The following is a 24,303-nucleotide window of genomic DNA, read 5'->3' on the forward strand; positions in this document are numbered from 1 at the left end:
AGAACACTCAAAATGAATACAACTAACCAAGCAATGCCAGTTGCCTTATTGGTGGAAGATGAACCGCAAATCCGCCGCTTCGTGCGCAATGCGCTGGAGGAAGAAGAATGGCAAGTCCACGAATCCGTCAACCTGCAACGCGGCCTGGTGGATGCCGGTACACGCCAGCCTGACCTCATCATCCTTGACCTTGGCCTGCCAGATGGCGACGGCATAGATTTCATCCTGGATGTACGCAAATGGTCGAACGTACCCATCATCGTCTTGTCTGCCCGCGTCAGTGAACAAGACAAGATCAAGGCACTGGATGCCGGGGCCGACGATTATCTCAGCAAGCCTTTTGGTGTTGGTGAGTTGCTGGCTCGGGTGCGTGCCACCTTCCGGCGGCAGCGCCAGCCTGGCGTCAATCTGGATGGCATAGTCCAGTTTGGTGACGTCAAGGTCGATATGAAAGCACGCCTGGTCACCAAGGCTGGAGCTATGGTGAAACTGACACCAACAGAATTCCGCCTGCTGATGGTGCTGGTCACCAATGTCGGCAGGGTCGTCACCAACCCGCAATTACTGCGTGAGGTCTGGGGTCCCAGTCATTCCGAAAGCGGCCATTACCTGCGCATCTACATGGGGCATTTGCGACAGAAACTGGAAGATGACCCGGCGCAACCGCGTTATCTGCTGACAGAGACAGCGATAGGTTATCGCTTGCACTTGCCAACTTAAATTACCTACGAATCTGAATAACCGGCAGCAGCCTTTGCTCGCCGGTGGGACTTTTGCATCCTTGAATTTTGCAAATACTTTTTTGAGAGGACTCAATATGAAAAAAATCATCATGGCAGCAGCCATCAGTACAGTTTTTTTTGCCGGATACGCCAGTGCAGAAGATACCAAACCTGAGCATGAAGTCAGCTACAACGCAGCAGTGACTTCTGACTATCGCTATCGCGGCATTTCACAAACACGCCTGCAAGCAGCATTGCAGGGTGGTGCAGACTATACACATAACCGCAGCGGCTTTTATGTCGGCGCATGGGCATCCACCATCAAATGGACCAAGGATGCAGGTGGTGGTGGCGATGTAGAAATTGATCTGTACGCTGGCAAGCGCGGTGAAATCGCCAAGGACTTCAACTATGACGTAGGCGTGCTAAGCTATGTCTATCCATCGAATGGTCTTGCTGTGAGCGCCAACACTACAGAAATCTATGGACAAGTTTCCTATGGCCCGGCCTATGCCAAGTATTCGCATTCAGTCACCAACCTGTTCGGCTTTGCTGACAGCAAAAATAGTGGCTATCTGGATCTGGGCGCGAATGTAGAAATCAGCAGTGGTCTGACGCTGAATCTGCATGCGGGCCGTCAACAAGTCAAGAACAATGGTGCTTTTAGTTATACAGACTGGAAGCTGGGCCTGACCAAGGATTTTGGTATCGTCACAGGTGCCGTGGCAGTCATCGGTACCAATGCCGGTGAAGTTGCTTATGCTTCTCCAGCGAATGGAAAATTCCTCGGCAAGACAGCCTTGGTAGTGAGTGTCAGCAAAACGTTCTAAGTTGCGCGTGCTGAGCCAGCTTCGAGCCTGGCTCAGCATATTCAGGGTGATTTATGATAAATAAACCGCCCTGTACAGATTGACCAAAGCTAAATCACCAGCTACGTCCAGGTATATGAACCTGATGTTCGTCAGACTATGGGCGATTTTACTGACAAAACTCTGGCTTTGCATACAGGTAATTTTGTCGACTATGATAAGCACGGGCAGTTCGGCATTCGATCTACGGGCGTGCCTGATGCACTTGAGTAAATTTGCCTGCCTTTCCTTATTCCACAAGTTAAGCTCCATGTGAAATATCAACAGGCCGCTATTGGCCAGGACGGTTTTTGCGTCGGCATAGAAAGGTTTGGGAATATCGATAATAATGTCGTGAAACGCATTATTCTCACTTGCCAATTCCTGCTCCACCAGATCACTCGCCAGTTCACTGGACCTGGCACCAGCTTTCATTTCTGTACGCAACCAGTCAGCATGGTCGCGTTCCCTGGTGTACTGGTTTGCCTGCTTTTTCGCGCAGTTTTGCTTAAGCAGTAAGACATTCCTGCCGGCCAAAGCACGGCGCCTGGCCAGCCAGGTGGCGCTGATTTCCTGGCCAGGTGCCATGCTGTCACCAACGATTGTCAATATCATGGTTCAAGCACCGCGTCCGAGTAGTAAGGGCATAGTCCCTGGGTGTGCCGACAAGCTCGAAAGCAGGTATTGCACTGCCACTAGCACGAGAATCAGGGCCAGAAATTTCTGCAAGCTTACGACCAGCACACTGTATTTCTTGCCCCTTGAAAACTTGCCAGTTTGCTGTGCGATCAACATGGAGAGCATGGTGACGCAAACGTATGTCCACAATACAAGCAGGAAAATGTGCGGGGAATAGACAGTCCAGCCAATAGCGGGCAATGGCGTCACGGCCGGTGCGAAGATGACTAGCAAGAGCATGACAAAGACCAGGAAAAATTGGCTATTCATGTAGAATCTCTTGCTGCTAATGGGTGGTAAATACCATGCTGAACAATTCTGTCATGCCATATACCACCTCTTGATCGGCTGCCTGGTACTCACTTATTGCCAGGCCTTGTTCATAGGCTTGATTGAGGCCATTGCTGCAGAGTATGGGGTGAGGAAATAATTCTGTGGCTCTGAGCTGGCTGACAAAATTTCTGACCCTTAACACTTTTTCTTTCGCGGGAAAAGCATCCTCGCAACTCATGACGATCAAGGTGCGCATGCGGGGATTGGCGGCCTGGGCAATCTGCATGCGTGCGCTCAATTCTGCTTCTTGCAATTGATCAATCTGATCCAGATCAATCACCAGGATGGTGACATGTGCCGCCAGCAAGGCACTACGGCTACCCATGCAATCGCGTGCCTCGGCATCGATGACGATGTCATGATAGTGAAAACGTAGATTCTCCAATTCTGCCTGCATGCCCTTGCCACTGATCTGACGCGCCATGACTGGAGTGCAAGTACCAGAGTAACGGCGCATGATGCTCCAGTTCAGGGAGGCATGGCGGGCATCATTGTCCAGCAAAATAAGCTTGCTGCCTGACAGCGTCCTCAAGGCAGCAAGATTGTCAGCGACGATGGACTTGGCACGGCTGCCCGCGCCATGTGCAATGGTGATTATCATAAGTAGCGATACAGTCAAAGAGTTCAGCGCACTATGCGCAGGGAGCGGAATTGGCCGGAGGCAGGAATAGACAGGGTTTTGGCTTTGACAGGCAGAGACAAGTTCGCCAATCTTTCCAGCTCGTTCGCCAGTTTTATTTTTCCTGTCAAGGACATGGCTGTCAGAGGCAGGCGTAGCTCTTCCTGTATCAAGCCCTGCAAGGCCAGTGCTGCCTTGACGGGAGCCGGATTGGACTCAGAAAACAGCAAACGTATCAGAGGCTGCAATTCTGTAAACAAAGCCTGTGCTTCAGGATAATGTTCAGTCCGCATCAACGCAAGCAATTGCACAAACAGATGAGGCTGGACATGCGCGGCAGCAGAAATGGCACCCTGTCCTCCCATACTCAGGGTGTCCATCAACATGCCATCATCACCGCACAAGACTTTCAGATGACTGCAATTCACCAGCCCCATCATTTGCGTCAGGTTGCCACTGCTTTCCTTGATGGCGACGATGTTTGTCTGCTTTTCCAGCGCAATGACGGTGCTCAGATCGATATTCACACCTGTTCTGGCAGGGACGTTGTATAGAACAATGTCTTTCTCAGTCGCTCTTGCGATAGTCTCGAAATGCAGTCGCACGCCTTCTTGCGAAGGGCGCAAATAAGATGGCGCACTCAGCAAAAAACCTTGCAGGTGTTGATTGGTATATGCCCGCACTTTTTCTGCCAGCAAGCGTGTATCGCTACCGCTGATACCCATCAGTACCGGACAAGAATTCTTCGCTACTTCCAGCACCGCTGACAATAGCTGGCCTTGCTCATTTTCAGTGAGGGTCGCCGCCTCGCCTGTGGTGCCGCAAACTACCAGGCCATGTATGCCTGCAGCAATCAATTGCGTGGCCAGTTGCTGCACTTTATCCAGATCAGGTTTGCCCTGATTAAATGGCGTGACGAGCGGAACCCAGATGCCTTCGTAAATAGACATGATGAATAATTTCTAAAGTGAATGATTGAATCGCTATGTTTTTGATTCAGGCTGCCAAAAGTGGCGTGATTTTTCCAAATTCTGCTTGCGGTAAGACGCGCATGATATGGCTGATGATGGTATCGACCGAAGATTTGCTGAGACATAGCCATACCTTCATTTTGCTGGCATGGTCTATCGGTTTGACGCGCATGAACAAGACCAGGTCACCGCAGGACTTCAGTATTAAATGACGCAATTCAGTGATGCTTTCGGAGTCGACCGTAATACGCATGACGAAATCATTTTGTACTAATTTTACAGGCGTCTTGTACGTGACCAGGGGTTGCTGCAGCGCATAGGCGCTTTTGCGATGGCGATGATTTTCAAATAAAAATTTTTCGCGCTTGCATGATTTTAAAACGTCTGAATAATTTTCAGATGTGTGACCGGGATGCTGATTCATCGTAATCTCGTGTTGTTTGACACAATTCAAGATTAGCAGTCGCGGCGTAAATATTCTCTAAAAATTAGGGGTGAAAATCGTAAACATGATGTAAATTCTTTTCATCCTTGTGTTCCCTATTTTTACTTCACTGTTTCGCTTCGTTGAGCAATTGTGTCAGAGTCCCATGCAAATTTTCTGCTTGTATTGGCTTGTGCATCAGTATCAATCCAGCTGCTTTTGCGTCATCTGATAACTGCGGCGAGATATCGCCAGTGATCAATATTGCAGAAATCAGGTGATTGAATTCTTCCCTGAAATTATTGATGACGTCGATGCCGTTTTCATTGAGTTTCAGTCGGTAATCACAGATCAGTAAATCAGGGATTTTAATTTCTTCGCTGCACAGTGCCAACGCGCCTGCGCCTGAGGTAGCAGTGATGACGCGTGCATCCCATCGTTCCAGCAAGCCACGCATGGCCATCAGTATGTTTTCATCATCATCAATGACGACGATCAGGGCTTGCAGCAGCGATGCCGAATTGCTGGCTTTGCTGCGGCCATGTTTGTCCGTCATTTCCTGGCTGGCAGCCAGTGGCAGGCCGATAGCAAATGTCGAGCCGTGGTCAGGTTGCGATTGCAGCTTAATAGGGATGTTCAGGAGCCGCACCAGTCTTTGCACGATTGCCAGACCCAGGCCCATGCCCATGGTGCTGCGTCTGGATTCCTGTTTTCTTTCGACCTGGAAAAATTCTTCAAAAATGGTTTCCTGATCATGTGTGGAGATGCCGATGCCAGTATCTTCCACCGCAATTTGCAACTGCTGGTCAAACTCAAGACAATTGACCACGATGTGGCCAGTTGGTGTATAGCGTATTGCATTCGCAATCAGGTTGCGCAGAATTTGTTCGACCAGATCGGCGTCACTGTTGACGATAGCCAGGCTGTGATGAATCTGGAATTGAAGCCCCTTGGCCAAGGCCTGCGGTGTGAACTCCACATCGAGTTTTCCTAACACTTCTGCGATGGCAAATTCCTTTAATTGTGGTTCCACGATTTGCGCATCCAGACGTGACAAGTCCAGCAGATTGGCAAACATGTCATCCATGGTGCGTGCGCAATGCCTGAGATTATTGACGACAGGGCGCATTGCGGCAGGCAGTTCAAAATTAGTCAGTGCCCCCAGGTACAAATTCAGTGCATGCATGGGCTGGCGCAAGTCATGACTGGCAACAGCAAGAAAACGTGTCAGCTCACTTTGCTGCGCTTCCTGGCGCTTGTTCACTTTTAACAAGGCCAGATTGACTTTTTCCAGTTCCTCTCTTTGGGCACTGACTTCCATGGCCCTGAGCTTGATCTCAGCTTCAAGGTCCTGCTTTTGTTTTTTCAGGGTGCGCACATGCCATAGATAGACAGTCGTAATGATGACCAGAGCGAGCATTGCTGCACCCAGCCAAATCCACAGACTCTGCCAGCAGGGTGACGCGCTGCCACTGGCGGGTACAGTCGCACTGGCCACCTGCCAGTGGCAGGTTAGCATGGCAAAAGCGGTCAGCTGGCAAGTGCGGAAATGAGACATTATTCAAGTCATGTTCGAAAATCGGTATGGGGAGGCATAATGAGCGTAACTGCCAGTTCGGGCAAGAGCTGAAATACCTAAGTATGTGTTTTTTAAGGGAATTCTTGCCCACAATGGCAAAAACCCCACATTGTTATCCACAATGTAGGGCTTTCAGGGATGATGCCTGCGTCTTTTTAGTAGAGCCAGAGCTTGTCTGCATCCATTTGCAAATAATACTCCCCCTGGTTGAGCTTGAATGGTGAATACGCACGCAAACCGCCCTCGGCATGACCAAACAGGCATTCCCAGCGATCACCCAGGTACATACAAGTGGTCAGTGGCAGCTTGATGGCATTTTCAGCGTGGCTATCGGTAATCCTGACTTTTTCCAGACGAATGATGGCGGTGGCTTCCTCACCGATATCCTTGCCGCGCACCGTGGCTTTCAACTGCTCGCCGTTGACACTGATGGTAGCCGTGTCGCCATTGCGCTGGATGATCTTGCCTTTGAGTTTGTTATTACTGCCCATAAATTCAGCAGTAAATAGTGTGTTGGGGGTTTCATACATGCTCTGCGGTGTACCCTGTTGCTCTATGACGCCATTGTTCAATAGCAGGATACGATCAGAGATCGCCATCGCTTCGCCCTGGTCATGGGTCACCATCAACGCGGACAGATTTAACCTGACGATGAGTTCACGCAGGAAGGCGCGTGCTTCTTCACGCAGTTTGGCATCTAGATTCGACAGTGGTTCATCCAGCAATATCACTGGCGGGTTGTACACCAGTGCACGGGCAATCGCCACGCGCTGTTGCTGGCCGCCTGACAATTGATGCGGGAAACGTTCGCCCAGATGACCCAGGCCGAGCTGACCCAGCACATCCCTGACCTTGTCATTGATTTCGCTGCTGCCGAGTTTGCGCAGCTTCAAACCATAGGCAACATTGTCAAATACGTTTTTATGTGGCCATAAGGCATAGGATTGGAATACCAAGCCCAGGTTGCGTTGTTCTGCCGGTACTTCCAGGCCCTTGCTGCCATCAAAAATGGCGCGTTCACCCAAAGTGATGGTGCCGGTTTTTGGCGACTCCAGCCCGGCAACTGCGCGCAGCAAGGTAGTCTTGCCGCTGCCCGATGGCCCCAGCAGGGCGACCACTTCGCCACGCTGCAAGTTCATCGATACCCCTTTCAGGATGGGGTTGGCGGTGGCTCCTGAACCATATTCCAGGGTCAAATTTTGTACGCTTAATTCAGACATGGTGTGCTCTCGTATATTTTTGTATTGCGATGCAATGAAGTTTTTATAGATGTCATCAATGACTCAATTTGACGCCAAAGCGCAGAGCCAGACCCAAACCTATGGCGACCAGAGTGATATTGATGAAGGACAGCGCCGCCACCAAGTCAACAGAACCACCCGCCCATAGCGAAACAATCAAAGCACCAATGACCTCAGTGCCTGGCGACAGCAGGTAGACGCCGGTTGAATATTCGCGTTCAAAAATCAGGAAAACCATCAGCCAGGCACCCAGCAAACCAAACTTGACCAGCGGCAGGGTGACATCACGCGTGACCTGGCCACGGCTGGCACCGACGGCACGCGCCGCCTCTTCCAGCTCAGGGCCAACCTGCAGCATGGCGGCAGAAATCAGACGCAAACCATATGCCATCCACACCACGGAGTAAGCAATCCAGACCGAGAAGATGGTGGACCGCAAGGCGCGCAATTGCGGGATGAAGTTTTCTATCAACCAGACACAGAAGGCATTATCAAAACCTTTGAGGCCACTTTCCAGCCAGCTGGGCACAAACAGGAATACCCACAGGAAAGACAGGCCAGCCAGCAAACCCGGGACTGCGCGTGGTACCAGCACGCTGTAATCCAGCAGACGGGTAATGCCGTCAGGTTTGCGATGCATGGCCAGTGCGATACCTGCATAACACATCACTGCCAGGCCACCACCGATAATGCCTATCAACACGGTATTGAATATGCCTCGCATCAAAGAGGGTTGTTCCAGAATATCCTTGAAATGCTGCAGGGTAATCACATCTGCCAGCTTGACACCTTCGCCCCAGTAGGACACAAAGGCACGCAAGACGATGCCGGACAACGGCAGCACGATAGTGAAGATCAGCCAGGCCGCCAGCACAGCAAAAGCCAGCCATTTCCATTTGCCCAGTGGCAGCGGCTTCTGGCGTGAACCCTTGCCCTTGATCGATACATATTTATTGGCTGACTTCAACAACCAGCGCTGTACCATGACAAGTGGCATGGTCACCGCCACCAGGCAGACAGCCGCCGCTGCCATCAGGTGATACGACGGCGTGCCCAGTTTATTGGTCAGCTTGTACAGATAAGTCGCCAATACCAGATGCCCTTCCGGGTCACCCAGCACCAGTACCAGGCCGAAAACTTCAAAGCCCAGGAAGAACACCAGCACCCCAGCAAAGGCCAGCGCTGGCATGATCATGGGCAGGGAGACATGCATGGCGACCTGGAAAGGCGAGGCACCGGCTACCCGTGCAGCTTCTTCCACATCTGACCCCAGGCTCTTGAGGGCAGCAGATGAATACAGGTAAACGTGTGGCACATGGGTCAGACCGGCGATCACGACTATGCTGAAGAAAGAATAGATATTCCACGGCTCGACACCGGTCATTTGCTTGACCCACAGGGTATAGAAGCCTACCGGCCCCATCGACACCACATAGCCAAAGCCCATCACCATGGGTGAGACAAAGATAGGCACCAGCAACATCGGTTCTATCCAGCTACGCCCTGGCAAGTCGGTACGTATCATCAGGAAAGCCAACAAGGCACCAAGTGGAACGGCGATGCCAGCCAGGCCGGAAGCGAGGATCAGGCCATTCCAGAATGCCTGGCGGAAATCAGGATCTTCAAAGATGAAACGATAAGAATCCAGACCCAGTTCTTTCACCGGAGAAAAGAAAGGTGCATTCAAAAAACTCTGGAATAAAATCAGAGACAGCGGCGTAAAAATCGCCAGCAGCGTCAGGGTCACAACCAGGCCACGCGGCCAGTTGAATTGCGACCACCGGCTGCGCGGAGGTAGACTCAGGGTGCTCATGCTTAGCCCTATGTAAATATTGATTTGTGGTAGCGGTGGGGAAATGCCACCAATTGCATTTGGCAATGCCAGTCAGCAACCGGCATTGCTACAGCCTCAAAGGCTTATTTTTTGCCTGCGGTTTCTTTCCATTGCTTCAGGAAAGCGAGGCGTTTGTTTTGATCCAGGTATTGCAATAACATCGGGTTCACGGGCAAAGGTTTGAGACCGACACCGATGATTTTCGCCAGATCAGAATACGTGGTTTCACCCTTGACATCGGCACGTATCGCATACAACTTGGCCTCATTGGCAATCATGGTCTGGCCACGTTTTGACAAGGTGTAATCCAGCCACAGTTTGGCAGCGTTCGGATGTTTGGCGGCCTTGCTGATGAACATCACACGTGACAGCACCAGTGTGTAATCCTGGGGAATTTGCACACCTATCGACGGGTCCTTGGCGGCACGTACCAGAGCGTAAGAGCCCAGGATGTTGTAACCCAGTAGGTTCTCACCAGACGACAGGCGTTCCAGCATGGTGCCGGTAGAAGATTGCACACGCACGCTGACATTGCCGAAGGCTTTGGCCAGTTCCCAGAAGTTCTTGTTTTCACGGCTGTCCTGGGTGATGAACATGAAACCTACACCGGATTTTTCGATGTCGTAAGTAGTGACCTTGTTTTTGAATTTATCCAGCTTGCTATTGATGAGCTTGGCAAATTCGGCATGGGTCTTTGGGACTTCATCGGCTGTCACCATGCGTTTGTTATACACAAAGACGGCCGGTTCAAATGTCGTGCCGTAGGCAGAGTTATTCCAGATCGCCCACTGGGGTATGCCGCTGATTTCTGGCGATGCATATTGCAGGCCATAGCCGTCTGAAACCAGCTTGGTTTGCAGGTCCATGGCAGAGGACCACATCAGGTCAGCACTATTGCCACCGGCTGCCATTTCCGAGATATAGCGGTTATAGACTTCGGTGGAATTCATGTCATTGTATTCAACCTGCACATCAGGATACATGCTGCGGAAATCCTTGATCAGCGATTCCACGGCCTTGGTATCGGTTGCACTGTAGATGACCAGCTTGCCCTCTTTTTTGGCACCGTCAACGATCTTGCTGTAATCCGCCGGATAGCCAGCCGGTGCTTGCGCCTGGGCATTCAGCATCATGATGCTGCCAACAGCAAGGGCGGTCATACTCTTGATGAAATAATTTTTTGCATGCATTTGTCTTCTCCTGTTATTGTTTATTTGGGTATTACGAATTTATACGGACTTGCTACTGGCAAAGGCTTAACGCACCATGCCAAATTCTTTTGCCTGCAGACGGTAATTGCTGACGGCTTTTTGTATGTAATCAGTCAGCTCCTTGCCTGTCATGGCGAAGGGGAACAGGCCATGGATTTTTCTCTGTTCATCAAAGGCGGGGGTAGTCATGGCTTGCTGGAAGTAGCTGACCCATTTTTGATAATCCCTGTCGCTGACCTGTGGGCCCATATAGACGCCACGGATAATCGGCCAGGTCACGTCGAAACCCTGTTCCCGCGCCGTCGGCACATGCGCCAGAGAGCCAGGCAGGCGGGCATCAGACAGCACGGCCAATACACGTATCTTGTCTTCACGGGCGTGCAGGGCAGCTTCAGAAGCATCACCAGATACTGCCTGCACATGATCAGCCAGCAAGGCAGTAAAAGATTCACCCCCGCCTTCAAAAGCCACCAGACGCATGGCTTTGGAGTCTATGCCCAGTTGCTTGCCTAGCTGGGCCATCTTCAGCCAGTCCTGGCTGCCTACTGTGCCACCAGCGCCGATAGCAACCGAGGCGGGCTTGCTCTTGATGGCATCCATCAGTTCGCGCAGGTTTTTGTAGGGCGAATCCTTGCGCACCGCGATCATGCCGTAATCAGTACCGATAGCTGCCACCCAGCGCACATTGCTGGCATCGGATTTACCAAACTTGCCTTCGGCCAGGTTCAGCAGCGAACCACCGGAATAGGCAACCAGGGTATTCGGTTCGGCTTTTCTTTGGGAAATGATGGTGGTCCAGGCGATAGCGCCTACGCCACCAGGCAAATAGCTAATTTGCATATGCTGACTGGCTGTCGCCTGCTGTGCCAATTTGCAGGTAAGGTCCATGCCCCCACCGGGTTTGGCAGGGACTATGCACATTGCCGTTTCTGGCTTTTCTGATGCCAATGCAGACTTTGCCGCGCCAACAGGCGGGCAGGCCAGCAGGCTGCTCAGCAAGAATGTCAGATAGATAGACCGTTGCATGTTAAGTCCATAGTGGATGGGTTACATGGATCATACCGAATTGAATCTTTCAGTACGCTTTCACAAACTACCGGTGCAGCTCACCGCAATATCACGCCATTTTTCCCGACGATGGTGAGCTCAACAAAATGTGAGCCATCATGGTCCTTGGGCCCATAGCTGACTTCCACCCCGCCCAGATCAACATCGCGCATGCTTTCCAGTGCCTGCAGCAATTTCTTTGAGTCTGGATTATTACCAGCACGGCGCAAGGCTTCTGCCATTAATTTGGCGGCAACATAGCCTTCAAGTACAGCATAGGACAAAGGCGGTGGACTTTTGCTGGATCTCAGCGCTTTTTGTAACTCCTTGACGACGGGTATGCCTATGTCACGCGGATAAGGCATGACCTGCATGACACCTATGCCGCGTCCTTCTGCCCCAAGGGATTTGAAGAAATCATCAGAATTGACATTTGAGAGCATCAGAAATTGCGGTCTTTGCCCCAGTTTTTGCATTTGCCGGATGAAGTCGGCACAGGCGGCTGGTGTACAAGCCATCAAGACTGCTTGCGGCGATGTTGCCGCGATACTGGCAACAGCAGTATCGACTTTCATTTCTTTCCTGTCGTATCTGGCAATGACGGCGGCACGCATATTGCGCTTTTCCAGATTGCTGACAAAGCCGTTCAAACCATCTTTGCCAAAGCTGTCATCCTGATGCAGGATAGCCAGCTTGCTGATTTTCAGGTCAGCCAGCGAGGCCACCATCTTGGCAGCCTCATCCTGGTAGCTGGCGCGCAGATTGAATACCTGAGCATGCGGGGGCTGATGCAGGCTTTGTGCACCGGAAAAAGGAGCAATCAAAGGTATCGCATATTTAGCCAGCAATGGCAAGATGGCTTCTATGGTGGGGGTGCTGCGGTAACCAAACAGGGCAATGGCATGGTCTTCATTGATGAGCTTCAGGGTATTTTCTTTAGTCAGCGCCGGATCGCGTTTGTCGTCATAGCTGATGAGTTCTATACTCTTGCCGTGGATACCACCCTGGCGATTCAGTGCATCGAAATATAACTGCGCACCTTCACGGTTTTCCTTGCCTGTGGCCTGGCCAGATAATTCTACGGACTGGCCTATGACGATTTTGCCCCCTGCACTGGCGATGGCGGGGCAGATGAAACAGGCGAGCAGGAAGAAACTGAGGCGTAGGGGCTTCATATTGGTAGTCTCCGGAATTTTTTTTTGTAAGGGAGCATAGAGCCGGGGAGCTTTCAGTTTGCTTGCAGTGATTGGGCTTGTGGGAGATTTGTGATGCGTGGATATTCACGCGTTGGGTGCATTGGGGTAATCTTATTGACGCCATTCCAGCATGGGATTTGCTGGAATCCACCGGGCTGGCGCTCCAGCGGCGTTCGAGGTATGCCGTATTGCTCGTTACATGACACACTTCGATTAACACGACTACCCTCCGTGGATACAAGCCGGGTCTCGGCCCGGCGGCCGAAATTCTTTCTTTGCTTCGCCAAAGAAAGTATTCAAAGAAAGGCGACCCAGGCGTAGCCGCCCCTGCGGGGTTCCCGTTTGTGCTGGACAAAAAATGGGAAGATCCGAAACTCGCTTCGCTCAGACAGCGGCTCTTCTTTTTCCATTTTCTGTACTGCACAAACGGCGGCTACACATGGGAACTGCGAAAGCCAAAAGCAACCCCAAAAGCAACGTCAATGCATCATCTATCCAAATTGCGCTTTACATTGCGGCTCAACAAATCAAAAGGGACGCATAAGCGTCCCTTTGTTGCTACCAAGATGAAATATGGCTACAACTTAAACACACTCACCGTCTGCACCAGCGCCTGCGATTGTTCCTGCAAGCCTTCGGCAGCGGCAGCCGCCTGTTCTACCAGGGCGGCGTTTTGCTGGGTCATTTCATCCATCTGAGTGATGGCCAGGTCGATTTGTTCTATGCCTGTGCTTTGTTCGACGGTGGCGGTAACGATTTCTGACATGATGTCGGTGATACGTTTGACGCTGGCGACGATGTCTTTCATGGCTTTGCCGGCGTGGCCAGCCAGCTCGTTACCGGCGTCTACCTGTTCTACGCTGCTACCTATCAGGCCCTTGATTTCCCTGGCGGCGGTGGCGCTGCGCTGGGCCAGGTTACGGACCTCGGCGGCGACTACGGCAAAACCGCGGCCTTGTTCTCCAGCGCGGGCGGCTTCGACGGCGGCATTCAGGGCCAGGATATTGGTCTGGAAGGCAATGCCGTCAATGACGCCGATAATCTCGGAAATTTTGCGGGAACTGATATTGATGGCTTCCATGGTATGGATGACCTGATCGACGATGCCACCGCCATCCGTAGCCACCTTGCTGGCATCGTTGACAAGTTGATTGGCTTGCCTGGCACTGTCGGAGTTTTGTCTGACGGTGCCTGTCATTTGCTCCATCGACGAGGCAGTTTCTTCCAGGCTGGAAGCCTGGGTCTCGGTGCGGGCGGACAAATCCACATTGCCCCTGGCAATATCGTGTGTACCGGAATTGATATTCTGTATGCTATCCCTGACATTGCCGACTATGTCTATCAAGCTGACGCGCATGTCTTCCAGTGCTTGTAACAGGCGACCGGTTTCATTGTGGCCACCTGCGTCAGCAGGGAAACGCAGGTCGCCGCTGGCGATATGCTGGGCCACCACGATGGCTTGTTCCAGCGGCACGCTAACCGAGCGTGCAATGGCCCTGGCAAACAAACCTGCCACACAAATCAGCGCCAGCATGGCGACTATCATGGTCCACCTGAGCTGGTAGAAATCGCTGATGCGCTGATCGAGTATGCGGTGTAATTCCTTGCTGGCTTCAGCATTTAGCTGGAATTGTGTGTCAATGGAACGGGTCGTCACCTGCACATATTCCACTGATGAAAATTCCATGGCCTCTGCCTTGGCAATATTTTCCGTGGCCAGTTTCATCGCGGCTGTGGCTTGTGCTGTGGCTTCTTTCATGAGAGAGCCGAGTTTTTTCTCGATATCGGGATTACTGGACACGGCTTTACTGAAAGAATTGTTCATTTGCTGGGTACGGTCCTGTGACCTGGCAATGAGGTCAGAGACGACCATCTTGTCTTCCAGCGTGGCTTCTTTCCTGGCCAGCAAACCAGCACCCTTGGCACGCATGCGCCCCAGCTCTTCAGTCAGATAGGGCTGGATATAGTATATGGCCTGTATCAACTGATAACTGTCGACACTGGGATCAAGACTGAGGCCGTAGTAGTCACCAATAAGATCATTCACGATCAGCAATTTGGGTACCAGGGCACTATGGGCCAGATAACTTGCGGGCACGTTGATGCTGGCTTTGCTTACTTGCTCGCGCAGAGTATGCCAGTCTTGCTCGGCGGCGCTCCAGGCTTCATTGATGGCCTTGTCGTTGATGATTTTGATTATGCCAGCCATGCTGGAATAAGATGCATCGGCCTCTTTCTGCTTGGCTTCGCGTTTGTCTTTTTCACTACTGACACCGCCGAGTACCAGGGCGGACAAGCCACGATGTTGCTGCGTCAGTTGTACTGTTTTCAGTATTTGCGTCATGGCTGGCAGGCCTTGATTTTCTGCCAGTGCTGCGTCGAGGTTTTTGGAAGATTCGAGGTAGTAGAGGGCGGTTGGTATGGCAGTCAAAATAAGCGCTATCACACTCAATAGTACAAATTTTTGCCATAGCGACAACTTTGTCAATATTGATCTCATTCCAGCCTCCTGTTGCAGGATCTATAAGATTTTCTTGTCAGGCAGAAAGTTTATAAATTTATCTTAGACCAGACATGACCGGAATGCGATCCGTATTTTTAGTTCCACTCGCTTTTCTTGTTAGAAATAGTTACACAAATAGTGACGCTTTTGTACCATGCTGGTAGCCTAGCGTGTATCTGGATTAAACAGGCTGTGTATGCGCATACTATTAGTTGAAGATCATGTCGAGTTATCCCACTGGCTGGCGAAGGCCCTCCGTGATGCGCACCTGACGGTAGAAACCGCCATGAACGGGGCAGACGCCGATGCACTTTTGCATACCCAGGAATATGCGCTGGTTATCCTTGATCTGAGTCTGCCCAAAATGGATGGCATGGATGTGCTGAAACGCATGCGTGCGCGTGGCAGCAAGACGCCGGTATTGATATTGACTGCCCGCGGTGGCCTGAGTGACCGGGTACAGGGTTTGAATTCTGGTGCGGATGATTACCTGCCCAAGCCTTTCGAGCTGGCTGAGCTGGAAGCGCGTGTCAAAGCCTTGCTACGTCGCGCCCAGGGCAATGAAGCTGTGACTTTAACTTGTGGCGCGCTGAGCTTTGATACCGTCACGCGACAATTCCATTATGACGGCCAGCCACTGTCACTGACACCGCGTGAATATGCGGTGCTGGAAACCCTGATCAGCCGCCCCGGCCAGGCAGTATCCAAGGACAAGCTATTTGATGAAGTATTTGCCCTTGATGATGATGCTAACCTGGATGCCATAGAAATCTATATCCACAGATTAAGAAAAAAACTCGACACCGTCAGCACTGGCAAGGTAGTGATCGTTACTCTGCGTGGCATAGGCTATTTGCTGGAAGCACGCTGATGTCCAGACCATACCGCCTGGGGAGTTTGCGCGGGCAGTTTTTGCGCTGGTTGTTGATACCCCTGGTCTTGTTGGTAGCTTTGAATGCTTTTTCGGTTTACCGCAACGCGCTTGATGCGGCAGACCTGGCGTATGACCGTTCCCTCTTGTCTTCGGCGCGCGCTTTGGCTGAGAGAGTGCAGATCCTGGATGGCAAGGTCGTCGCGAATGTGCCCTATGTGGCACTGGACAGTTTTGAGACCGATACTTTAGGGCGTCTGTATTACAAGGTCACCGGCGTCAAGGGAGAATTTGTGTCTGGTTATGAAGACTTGCCGGATCTACCGAAGAACGTGCCGCGCTCAGAAATCTACCCTGCGCTGGTGCATTTCTTTCATGCTGACTATCAGGACCAGCCTGTGCGTATCGCCGCCCTGCACCAGCCCGTGTATGACGACCAGATGCGTGGTATCGCCCTGATCGAGGTTGGTGAAACCCTGGATGCGAGGCGTGGCTTGTCACGCAAGATACTCATCGACACCCTGCTGCGCCAAGCGGCACTGGTGCTGGCGGTGGCGCTCATGGTGTGGGTGGCTTTGCGCTTCGTGCTCGCCCCTATCATGCAATTGCGCGCCGACGTAGAGGCGCGTGAACCTACCGACTTGTCTGATTTTGATCCGAATGTCGTCCACAAGGAAATACGCCCGCTGGTGAATGCCATGAATGCGTATATGGCGCGGCTGCAAACTTTGATCAATGGACAAAAACGTTTCATCGCTGACGCCTCGCATCAATTGCGTACACCCTTGACGGTATTGAAGACCCAGGCCGAACTGGCATTACGCGAAAATGATGCGGTAGCCATGCGCCAGATAGTCGCCAGCATTGCCCAGACTACCGATGCCACAGTCCATCTGGCAAACCGCCTGCTGACACTGGCGCGCACTGGCCATGGCGCAGCGGCAGCAGAGCTGCAAGATGTCTTGCTGAACCAGCTTGCTCAAGAAGTTTGCCTGGAACTGGCCATGCCCGCCGTGCGCAAGCAGATCGACCTGGCGCTGGAAGCGGATGATGCCGTCTACTATCGTGGCAACATCTTATTGCTGCATGAAATGCTTAGCAACTTGCTCGACAATGCCATACGCTATACACCAGAAGGCGGGCGCATCATCTTGCATGTTTATCGGGACAATGGGCAGGCCATGATTGATATCCAGGATACCGGGCCAGGCATACCTGAAGCGGAACGCGAGAAAGTATTCCAGCCTTTTTACCGCGCATCTGCCAGTTCGGCAATCAATCCTGGCGGCACTGGCCTGGGTTTATGCATAGTCCATGACATCGTCAAACTGCATGGTGGCGAGATCAGCCTGACAAGCGCCAGCCTGGAAGAAAACCCCCAATCAGAAACGTCTGGATTGCGTGTGCAAATCCGTTTCCCCATCTCTGACTAGCTGGTGTAGGATACTCAGTAGTAGTATCGGATTTAATATCACCATAGCGAAGGAGGCTTTTCATGGCAGATACTCCCCCACTGAAGATAGTGCAAGGCACGGCCTTGAACGATCAACAAAAGAAAGACCTGTTGCACCGTCTGGCCAGGGTAGAAGGGCAATTGCGTGGTGTGCAAAAGCTCATCGCCAAGGCAGCCGTGCCTGCAGACTGTGAGGCGGTAGCGCAACAGATGTCGGCAGCGCGCAAGGCGCTGGACCGCTCTTTTGTCACATTGCTGACCAGCGCAGTTGTCACTCACGCAGAAAAAGCAGAGACTACCGAAGAGGCCATTGCCAGTACCAGGCGGCTGGCTTCTTTACTGGAAAAGTTTGCCTGATTGAAGTTGATAGAAGAGTCACTGCATATGTTTACTCCTGTCCAGCCAGACCGTCCTGAGCCAGAGTGCAGGTACTGGCTGCCAGCGTGGCTGCTACTATTCTTTGTCCTTGGTTTATTTGCATATCCGTCAGTTAAAGCAACTGAAGTAGAAAAACAGGAAAAGCTGGTTTTGCTGATACGCGAACTGCGTAATGAAGCGGGTGAGATGGTGCCGATACGTGATGAAATCCGCCAGTTACTGAATTACTTTGAACATCAGTTGCACATCAAATTTGAAATCCGTCGCTATCCGTGGACGCGGCTGTTAATCAATGCGAAGGCTGGTGAGGGCATTATTTTTGGCTTGTCGAAAAACCGCGAGCGCCTGCAGACTTACCAGTTTTCTGAAGCCATCTACGCCAATTACGTCTGGCTGATCACCCGCAGCGATGCCACTTTCAGCTATAACGGCATGCTGGACCTGAAAGGCAAGACCATCGGTATCGTACGTGGCACCAGCTATGGTGATGAATTCGATAGCCAGCGCAATGTCTTGTTCCAGGTAGAAGAAGATACAAGCTCGCACGGCGCACGCCTGAAAAAACTCGTCAATAAGAGAATGGATGTGATGATATTTGGCGACCGCCGTGCCCAGGCAGATGAGATTGAACAATTATTGCTGCGCATCTTGCGCAAAGAATCCAGCACGGCAGATAAAACTTTGGAACAAGGCTTCAAGGTCTTGCCCAAGCCCATGCTGGTCGATGAATTGCATTTTGCTGCGGTAGGTAGCCAGTATCAGGTATGGATACGAAAACTGAATGCAGCGATCCTGGCTGGAAAAAAATCTGGTGAAATCAGTCGCATACTGATCAGCGACAAGTAAGCCTCGCGCTACCTACTTACGCTGCCATATGACGCGCTTGCCTTTGCGGTAAAGACTTTGCAGCCTCCCTGCTGGCTTCTTTCCTGGTTTGTCTTGGAGGTGCCGATGGATCACTCTTATTACCCTGCTTATGCATGGCTTGCCCGGCATAGTCGCTTGACATGGCAAGTTGTATCGCTTCTGCTGCCGTGCCCTGTACTTCCAGCAGCCATTTGTTGACCAGTGCTGCCAGCTTGTCGAGGGCGATGCGGTGGGTTGCATCGGTATTGGCAAACATCCAGTCAGACAAGGCCATGAAATTCTCGAAAGCGGCATCTGCCAGTATCAAGGGCAGGCTATTGGAAAAACGGCCTGAATTGGCAATCATGTCCCAGTAGCGGGCAAACCGTATCAGTCTTTGCATATCAGCAAAGGCGATGTCCTTGTTGGCCAGGATGGTGTAAGGCGGTTGCGGATCAAAGGCCAGTTGATAGGCTTCGGTGTGGCGAATAATCGGCGTACCACGCAGGCGTTTCAAGATACCAAACTGGATTTCATGTGGGCCAAGTGCCACCAGTTTGTTAAAACCCTGGGCGAAACTCTCCATGGTTTCACCAGGCAAGCCAGCAATCAGATCCACATGCAGATGGGCATGCGAGTGTTCACATAACCAGCGTATATTCTCCGCGGCTTTGTCATTGTTTTGCTTGCGGCTGATCAGGGCCTGTACCTCGGTATTAAAACTTTGTATGCCTATCTCGAATTGCAGACTACCTTCCGGGAATTTTTGTATGCCTTCTTTCAAGGCATCCGGTAAATGATCAGGCACCACTTCAAAATGCGCGTATACAGGATCATGCGGCGCTGCTTCCAGTTTATCGAGGAAGAATTGCATGATCTTCAAACTGGTTTTGATATTCAGGTTGAAGGTACGGTCGACAAACTTGAACAGGCGCGCACCACGCTGATACAGGCCCTCCATCTCTTGCAGGAACTGGTCTATATCAAATGGCCAGGCGGTCTTGTCGAGTGCTGACAAACAAAATTCACACTTGAAAGGACAGCCGCGCGAAGCCTCCACATACAGGGTGCGGTGACGGATATCCTGGTCGCTATACAAGTGGTAAGGCAATTGTATTTCGGCCATAGGTGGTTGCAGGCCCGCGTGCACTTTCATCAATGGTTGCGGACCTTGCAGGATTTGTTGGCACAGCGCAGGGAAACTGACATCACCCCAGCCAGTAACCACGTAGTCGGCCAGGCGTATGATTTCCTGATCGCCAGTTTCGTGTGAGACCTCGGGGCCGCCGAGTATCACCACGACATCTGGTGCCACCCGTTTCAGGACGGCGACGATTTGCGTGGTTTCTATGACATTCCAGATGTAGACACCAAAGCCGACGATGAATTTTTCGCCGGGCGTGCGCAAAGCCAGGATTTTTTCGACGATGTCGGTACTGCGCGCACCGATGACAAATTCCTGAATCTGCGTCACTGGCTGCAATTCGCCCATGTTTGCTAGTAAATAGCGCAGTCCCAGAGAAGCATGGGAATAGCGGGCATTCAGGGTGGTGAGCAGGATGGTCATGGTACGGATGGCAAGAGCGGCTAAAACCACTATTGTACGCCTCTAGTGCAGGCAGCCTGCCATGAATCCGGTACGCCTCAGCGCGACGCCGGGTGGTCGCGCTTGTGCTGGTAGTGAAACTTACTCATCTGGCATGGATATGCCTGAAACTACAATTGCTTTTCGATTACTATGCGATAACTATGTAATAACTACTTCGACGACAACGACTACTACAACGTATTACTGGTAAAAACTATTGCTTGACTATGCTTAGTCAGTCAAAGCAGCAGTCAGCATAACGATCGTTGCCAGAATTTGAGCAAAAACGATAATGGTGATCATGTTTATTTCCTTGGTTGATTAAAAACAAGTTCATGATACGGGAAGGAAACTTGCTAATCCAATTACATGTTTAGATGTCTGTTATATGATTTGTGAATGTCACTGTTAAGTCATATTTCTATTTAACATGAATGTAATATACCCCCAGCCAGGAATTTCATCGATAAATATCCTGCGCCACACTCTATCTCTACCGCGTTTTCTGGCAGTCACCTTGCCCACTCATCCACCTCTGTTTGTTCTTTTCCCCGCCGGGTTCCTGGCAATTTTCTTCATCAAACTATCCCTCCCAAAAATCGTTGGAGAGGTGTTTTTGACACTTCAATCTCAGTTTCCTGCGTTTCGTCGCATAGCCCTCGCGGATTGACAGCGCAAGCTCTAAAGTACACACATCAACCAACCACAAAGAGGAAAACGAAATGAAAAACACATTCAACAACACATTCAAAACTGGCCTGATTTTGTCTACAGCATTGCTGACTGGCGCACTGGCAATCACTGCTGCTTTTACCCAAGGAAAGGCTGAAACAAGCATGAATATCGCCAGCGTAACTATCTCTGCAAAACGCATGACTGCAGAACAAAAACTCGCATACGACACAGCTGACAACCTGGCACAGAACGTCACGCACACTGTACTGATCAGTGCAAAAAGACTGACTGCACAAGAGAAAATGGCGATCGATATGGAAGACCAGGTTGTGCGTCAGCAACTGGCAGAAAAAACGGCATCACTCAAACACATACAAGGCTGATGAGCATGTGTTTTGTGCGCGATAGCAATCGCCAAAGCCACAAGGGATGCCAGCAAGTACAAACGGCTTTTTTTCTTTACGACAGCCCGTTTTTAAAACAAAGATTTTCGATAAACAGACGGAAGTTTTTGTTTTGAAAATGGGCGAAGGGCATCAGAGGCTGTTGCAAAGTTAAACTGGCTAGGCGTCGTCGGCGCAGACAGTGCTTTAGCACGGCAAGGCGGCGCAACAACGCCAGGTTAATTTTGCAACAGCCTCTAAGGTTCATCCTGCGAATGCAGCGCTATTAAACAGCGCTGCATTTCTGCGTCCGCAGACAGACACAATTCATCATCATTGGCATCAATGACACCTGCATTCACCAGCAATCGGATTTTGCTGATGTCACTCGCCTGCTTTAATACCAGGGCCAGATCCTGTAATTCTCCTTCATGACTAACCTGGGCTTTCAGGGCTTGCATGACGGCATCGGGGAAATCCCATTCTTTGGCAATGCGGTAAGACAGGATATGCGCCATGTGCAAAAAACGCAGGCGAAATTCAGTTGCCAGCGGCATGACTGGGGCCAACATGATTTGATCAAGACTGCGAAAGGCGATAATCAAGCCTATGTTTTGCAAGAGGCCTGCCAGATAAGCATGGAAGCCATCCAGCCCGCGTCCTTGCGCCAGCAAACGGCAGGCTTGCGCGCATTTTTCTGACTGCTCCCAGATAAGGGGGGCAACCACGCTGGTGATACGGCCTGACTGTAGTTGTATCAGTGGCCGGAAAGCAGTACGTGCCACCAGCAGGCGGAGGCCATTAATACCCAGCAGGCGTATGGCATTATCGAGATTGCTGATCTTGTCAGCCGGGTTGTAGTAAGAACTATTGACTTCACTGATGATCTCGGCCACCAGAGTCACATCCCTGGCGATATGACTGGCCAGCTCATCGCCTGAGACATTTTCATTGCGCAGGCTTTTCAGCAATTGAGGCAGCACGCTGGGCACCCGCGGGATATGGCGGGTATCGCTGAAGTCTGCCCGCACCAGGCGGTCCAGGGCGATCAGCAAGGGTTTTTCTGCGCCGTGTTGTATCTGCTTGCCATGTATGCCCAGCAACCAGGGATAAAAACGGGAATCGACATCAAAGTCAGCGTGCCAGGCTCCCTCTTCAGCAACGATGTCTTCAGGCTCGCTGAAAACCGTCACTGCCTGCAAGGCGTCAGTTGACTGGTCTTTGCGGAAGCGCCTTAGCAAGTTGCGGAAATAGCTTATCACCTTGCCTCCGGCTGGCAGCGGCAGAGCGACGGCAGGCAGGGCAGCAACATAGGAGGCACTCCATACGGTTGATGCCTGCTATATTCGCACAAACCAGGGCTGCTTTGCACACCTGACTTGACTGCGCTTGCTTGTTTATGGGCTCAGGTAACAAATGTTGCATAAATTAACTGGAATAGAGCCCTTCAGTTTTCATAAAATAAGCACTATGCCTGCTTTACTTTTCTTCCTTCTGCCGGAGTACAAGATGCCTGAGTCACTCTCTATTTCTGTTATTACACGCCCTGTCTTGCCAGCACTGGCACTCTGCCTGGGCCTGGCGCTGGTATCGCCAGTTGCCCCCGCCAGCGCTGGCGTGTTGCGTGACAAGATCATGGAAAAGCGCCAGGAAAGAATAGAGCAGCGAGCAGGGCAGGTGCAGGAAAAGAATGAAATGAGTGACCCGGAAACAACAGACCTAGCTCCACTCGGACTGCCTGCTGGCACGAAAGTCTTGCGTGATATTGCCTATGGCAGCGATAAACGCCAGACCATGGATATCTACCTGCCCGCCAATGCGGCCAGCCAAAAAGCCATGCCAGTGATCTTCATGGTACATGGAGGTGCCTGGAGGACAGGCAGCAAGACTGCCCGTGGCGTGGTTGAAAACAAGGCGGCGCACTGGCTGCCCAGGGGTTATATCTTCATCTCCATCAATTACCGCATGCTGCCAGACATCAAACCACTGGAGCAGGCAGATGATGTTGCCCATGCCCTGGCAACGGCACAAACCAGGGCGGCTGAATGGGGCGGTTCGTGCAACCGCTTCATACTCATGGGGCATTCTGCTGGCGCCCATCTGGTGTCCCTGCTGGCCAGCTCACCTGCCATCGCCGCCAAAGCTGGTGCCTCAGCCTGGCTGGCGACTATCGCGCTCGACAGCGCAGCTTACGATATCACCAAGATCATGGAACAGAAACATTACCGCTTTTATGACGAAGCCTTTGGCACTGATCCAGCGTATTGGCAAGCGACTTCACCCAGCTTGCAATTGAAACAGCTAACCTCGCCTTTCATGGCCGTCTGCTCCAGCATACGACCAGACAAACCCTGCGCCCAGGCCGAGGTTTTCGTCAATAAAGCCAAATCCCTGGGCATGCAGGCAGTCTTGCTGCCGCAAAGCCTGAGCCATGCCGAGATCAACAAAAACCTGGGGCTGGATAATGCCTATACTGCGGCTGTGGATCACTTCCTGAAGCAGTTTGATATCGTGCTGCATGCAGTCCATGATTAAGCGTGGCGAGATTTACTGGGCCTGTCCTGATGAAGGACGTGGCAATATCGCTGGCCTGGCCCATCCACATGTGATCGTGCAGGATGACATCTTCAAGCATTCACGCATTGCTACCGTCATCATCTGCGCCCTGACGACCAATCTCAAACGGGTGACCGAGCCGGGCAATGTCATGCTGGACCTGGGTGAGGCTAGCTTGAGCAAATAGAGGGTGGTCGTGGTTTCTCAGGTATCGTCCATAGGCAAACATCAGCTAGGCGAATACATAAGGTGATTGTCTGATGGCAGAGTCGAACTCATTCTGGCGGGGATGAGATTTCAGCAAAGAGCGTTTTTTAGCTAACGGATATATTCGGAAGAATCGCCAA

General features: G+C 51.5%; 23 protein-coding genes. 9 read left to right on the forward strand and 14 right to left on the reverse strand.

Annotated elements, in window-relative coordinates; genetic code table 11:
- Positions 1–12: 12 nt before the first annotated feature.
- Positions 13–720 (forward strand): two-component system response regulator KdpE, encoded by a 708-nt coding sequence (kdpE, locus tag H8L47_RS14740; protein ID WP_186954359.1) that lies wholly within the window; start codon positions 13–15, stop codon positions 718–720.
- Positions 721–817: 97 nt separating this feature from the next.
- Positions 818–1,552 carry a TorF family putative porin gene (locus H8L47_RS14745; protein WP_186954360.1) on the forward strand — a complete coding sequence of 245 codons (735 nt, stop codon included), beginning with the start codon at positions 818–820 and terminating at the stop codon, positions 1,550–1,552.
- A gap of 51 nt (positions 1,553–1,603) precedes the next feature.
- Here the strand turns inward: H8L47_RS14745 and H8L47_RS14750 are convergent, their stop codons facing one another.
- From H8L47_RS14750 to H8L47_RS30270, 12 genes are all read right to left on the reverse strand, one after another.
- Positions 1,604–2,185 (reverse strand): hypothetical protein, encoded by a 582-nt coding sequence (locus H8L47_RS14750; RefSeq protein WP_186954361.1) that lies wholly within the window; start codon positions 2,183–2,185, stop codon positions 1,604–1,606.
- Between the two features lie 3 nt (positions 2,186–2,188).
- Positions 2,189–2,518, reverse strand: coding sequence for a hypothetical protein (locus H8L47_RS14755; protein WP_186954362.1), 330 nt, complete (start codon positions 2,516–2,518; stop codon positions 2,189–2,191).
- 16 nt (positions 2,519–2,534) lie between these two features.
- On the reverse strand, positions 2,535–3,182 hold the full coding sequence (locus H8L47_RS14760) for a hypothetical protein (RefSeq protein ID WP_186954363.1): 648 nt from the start codon (positions 3,180–3,182) through the stop codon (positions 2,535–2,537).
- A 23-nt stretch (positions 3,183–3,205) separates the two neighbouring features.
- Positions 3,206–4,150 (reverse strand): 4-hydroxy-tetrahydrodipicolinate synthase, encoded by a 945-nt coding sequence (dapA, locus tag H8L47_RS14765; RefSeq protein WP_186954364.1) that lies wholly within the window; start codon positions 4,148–4,150, stop codon positions 3,206–3,208.
- A gap of 46 nt (positions 4,151–4,196) precedes the next feature.
- A complete protein-coding gene (locus tag H8L47_RS14770; RefSeq protein ID WP_186954365.1) occupies positions 4,197–4,595 on the reverse strand; it encodes a hypothetical protein in 399 nt (132 codons plus the stop codon).
- Between the two features lie 127 nt (positions 4,596–4,722).
- Entirely contained in the window at positions 4,723–6,153 is a 1,431-nt protein-coding gene (locus tag H8L47_RS14775; RefSeq protein ID WP_186954366.1) for a hybrid sensor histidine kinase/response regulator, read from the reverse strand.
- A gap of 176 nt (positions 6,154–6,329) precedes the next feature.
- Positions 6,330–7,394 (reverse strand): ABC transporter ATP-binding protein, encoded by a 1,065-nt coding sequence (locus H8L47_RS14780; RefSeq protein WP_186954367.1) that lies wholly within the window; start codon positions 7,392–7,394, stop codon positions 6,330–6,332.
- A 55-nt stretch (positions 7,395–7,449) separates the two neighbouring features.
- On the reverse strand, positions 7,450–9,228 hold the full coding sequence (locus H8L47_RS14785; RefSeq protein ID WP_186954368.1) for an ABC transporter permease: 1,779 nt from the start codon (positions 9,226–9,228) through the stop codon (positions 7,450–7,452).
- 104 nt (positions 9,229–9,332) lie between these two features.
- Complete coding sequence (locus H8L47_RS14790; RefSeq protein WP_186954509.1) at positions 9,333–10,409, reverse strand: ABC transporter substrate-binding protein; 1,077 nt, start codon at positions 10,407–10,409, stop codon at positions 9,333–9,335.
- 96 nt (positions 10,410–10,505) lie between these two features.
- Positions 10,506–11,486, reverse strand: a complete 981-nt coding sequence (locus H8L47_RS14795) for a Bug family tripartite tricarboxylate transporter substrate binding protein (RefSeq protein WP_186954369.1) — start codon at positions 11,484–11,486, stop codon at positions 10,506–10,508.
- A gap of 80 nt (positions 11,487–11,566) precedes the next feature.
- Positions 11,567–12,682, reverse strand: a complete 1,116-nt coding sequence (locus tag H8L47_RS14800) for an ABC transporter substrate-binding protein (protein ID WP_186954370.1) — start codon at positions 12,680–12,682, stop codon at positions 11,567–11,569.
- 598 nt (positions 12,683–13,280) lie between these two features.
- On the reverse strand, positions 13,281–15,203 hold the full coding sequence (locus H8L47_RS30270) for a methyl-accepting chemotaxis protein (RefSeq protein ID WP_222616550.1): 1,923 nt from the start codon (positions 15,201–15,203) through the stop codon (positions 13,281–13,283).
- A 199-nt stretch (positions 15,204–15,402) separates the two neighbouring features.
- Here H8L47_RS30270 and H8L47_RS14810 point away from each other — a divergent pair, with 199 nt between their 5' ends.
- From H8L47_RS14810 to H8L47_RS14825, 4 genes are all read left to right on the forward strand, one after another.
- Complete coding sequence (locus H8L47_RS14810; RefSeq protein ID WP_186954371.1) at positions 15,403–16,077, forward strand: response regulator; 675 nt, start codon at positions 15,403–15,405, stop codon at positions 16,075–16,077.
- Positions 16,077–17,510, forward strand: coding sequence for a sensor histidine kinase (locus H8L47_RS14815; RefSeq protein ID WP_186954372.1), 1,434 nt, complete (start codon positions 16,077–16,079; stop codon positions 17,508–17,510). Before H8L47_RS14810 ends, H8L47_RS14815 begins: the two co-directional genes overlap by 1 nt.
- 62 nt (positions 17,511–17,572) lie before the next feature.
- Positions 17,573–17,887, forward strand: a complete 315-nt coding sequence (locus H8L47_RS14820) for a metal-sensitive transcriptional regulator (protein WP_186954373.1) — start codon at positions 17,573–17,575, stop codon at positions 17,885–17,887.
- 27 nt (positions 17,888–17,914) lie between these two features.
- On the forward strand, positions 17,915–18,754 hold the full coding sequence (locus H8L47_RS14825; protein WP_186954374.1) for a substrate-binding periplasmic protein: 840 nt from the start codon (positions 17,915–17,917) through the stop codon (positions 18,752–18,754).
- Between the two features lie 16 nt (positions 18,755–18,770).
- Here H8L47_RS14825 and H8L47_RS14830 read toward each other — a convergent pair whose 3' ends face one another.
- Positions 18,771–20,321, reverse strand: a complete 1,551-nt coding sequence (locus H8L47_RS14830; RefSeq protein WP_186954375.1) for a B12-binding domain-containing radical SAM protein — start codon at positions 20,319–20,321, stop codon at positions 18,771–18,773.
- 743 nt (positions 20,322–21,064) lie between these two features.
- On the opposite strand from H8L47_RS14830, the gene H8L47_RS14835 reads away from it, so the two are divergent.
- Positions 21,065–21,400: a hypothetical protein gene (locus H8L47_RS14835; protein ID WP_186954376.1), complete on the forward strand. Its 336-nt coding sequence runs from the start codon at positions 21,065–21,067 to the stop codon at positions 21,398–21,400.
- Between the two features lie 257 nt (positions 21,401–21,657).
- Here H8L47_RS14835 and H8L47_RS14840 read toward each other — a convergent pair whose 3' ends face one another.
- Positions 21,658–22,662 (reverse strand): HDOD domain-containing protein, encoded by a 1,005-nt coding sequence (locus tag H8L47_RS14840; protein ID WP_186954377.1) that lies wholly within the window; start codon positions 22,660–22,662, stop codon positions 21,658–21,660.
- Positions 22,663–22,909: 247 nt separating this feature from the next.
- Between H8L47_RS14840 and H8L47_RS14845 the strand changes: the two genes are divergently transcribed.
- Both H8L47_RS14845 and H8L47_RS29445 read left to right on the forward strand, forming a co-directional pair.
- Complete coding sequence (locus H8L47_RS14845) at positions 22,910–23,935, forward strand: alpha/beta hydrolase (protein WP_186954378.1); 1,026 nt, start codon at positions 22,910–22,912, stop codon at positions 23,933–23,935.
- Positions 23,919–24,143, forward strand: coding sequence for a type II toxin-antitoxin system PemK/MazF family toxin (locus tag H8L47_RS29445; RefSeq protein WP_222616551.1), 225 nt, complete (start codon positions 23,919–23,921; stop codon positions 24,141–24,143). Before H8L47_RS14845 ends, H8L47_RS29445 begins: the two co-directional genes overlap by 17 nt.
- Positions 24,144–24,303 lie beyond the last annotated feature (160 nt).

Source organism: Undibacterium umbellatum (genome assembly GCF_014284125.1).
Taxonomy (GTDB): Bacteria; Pseudomonadota; Gammaproteobacteria; order Burkholderiales; family Burkholderiaceae_D; genus Undibacterium; species Undibacterium umbellatum.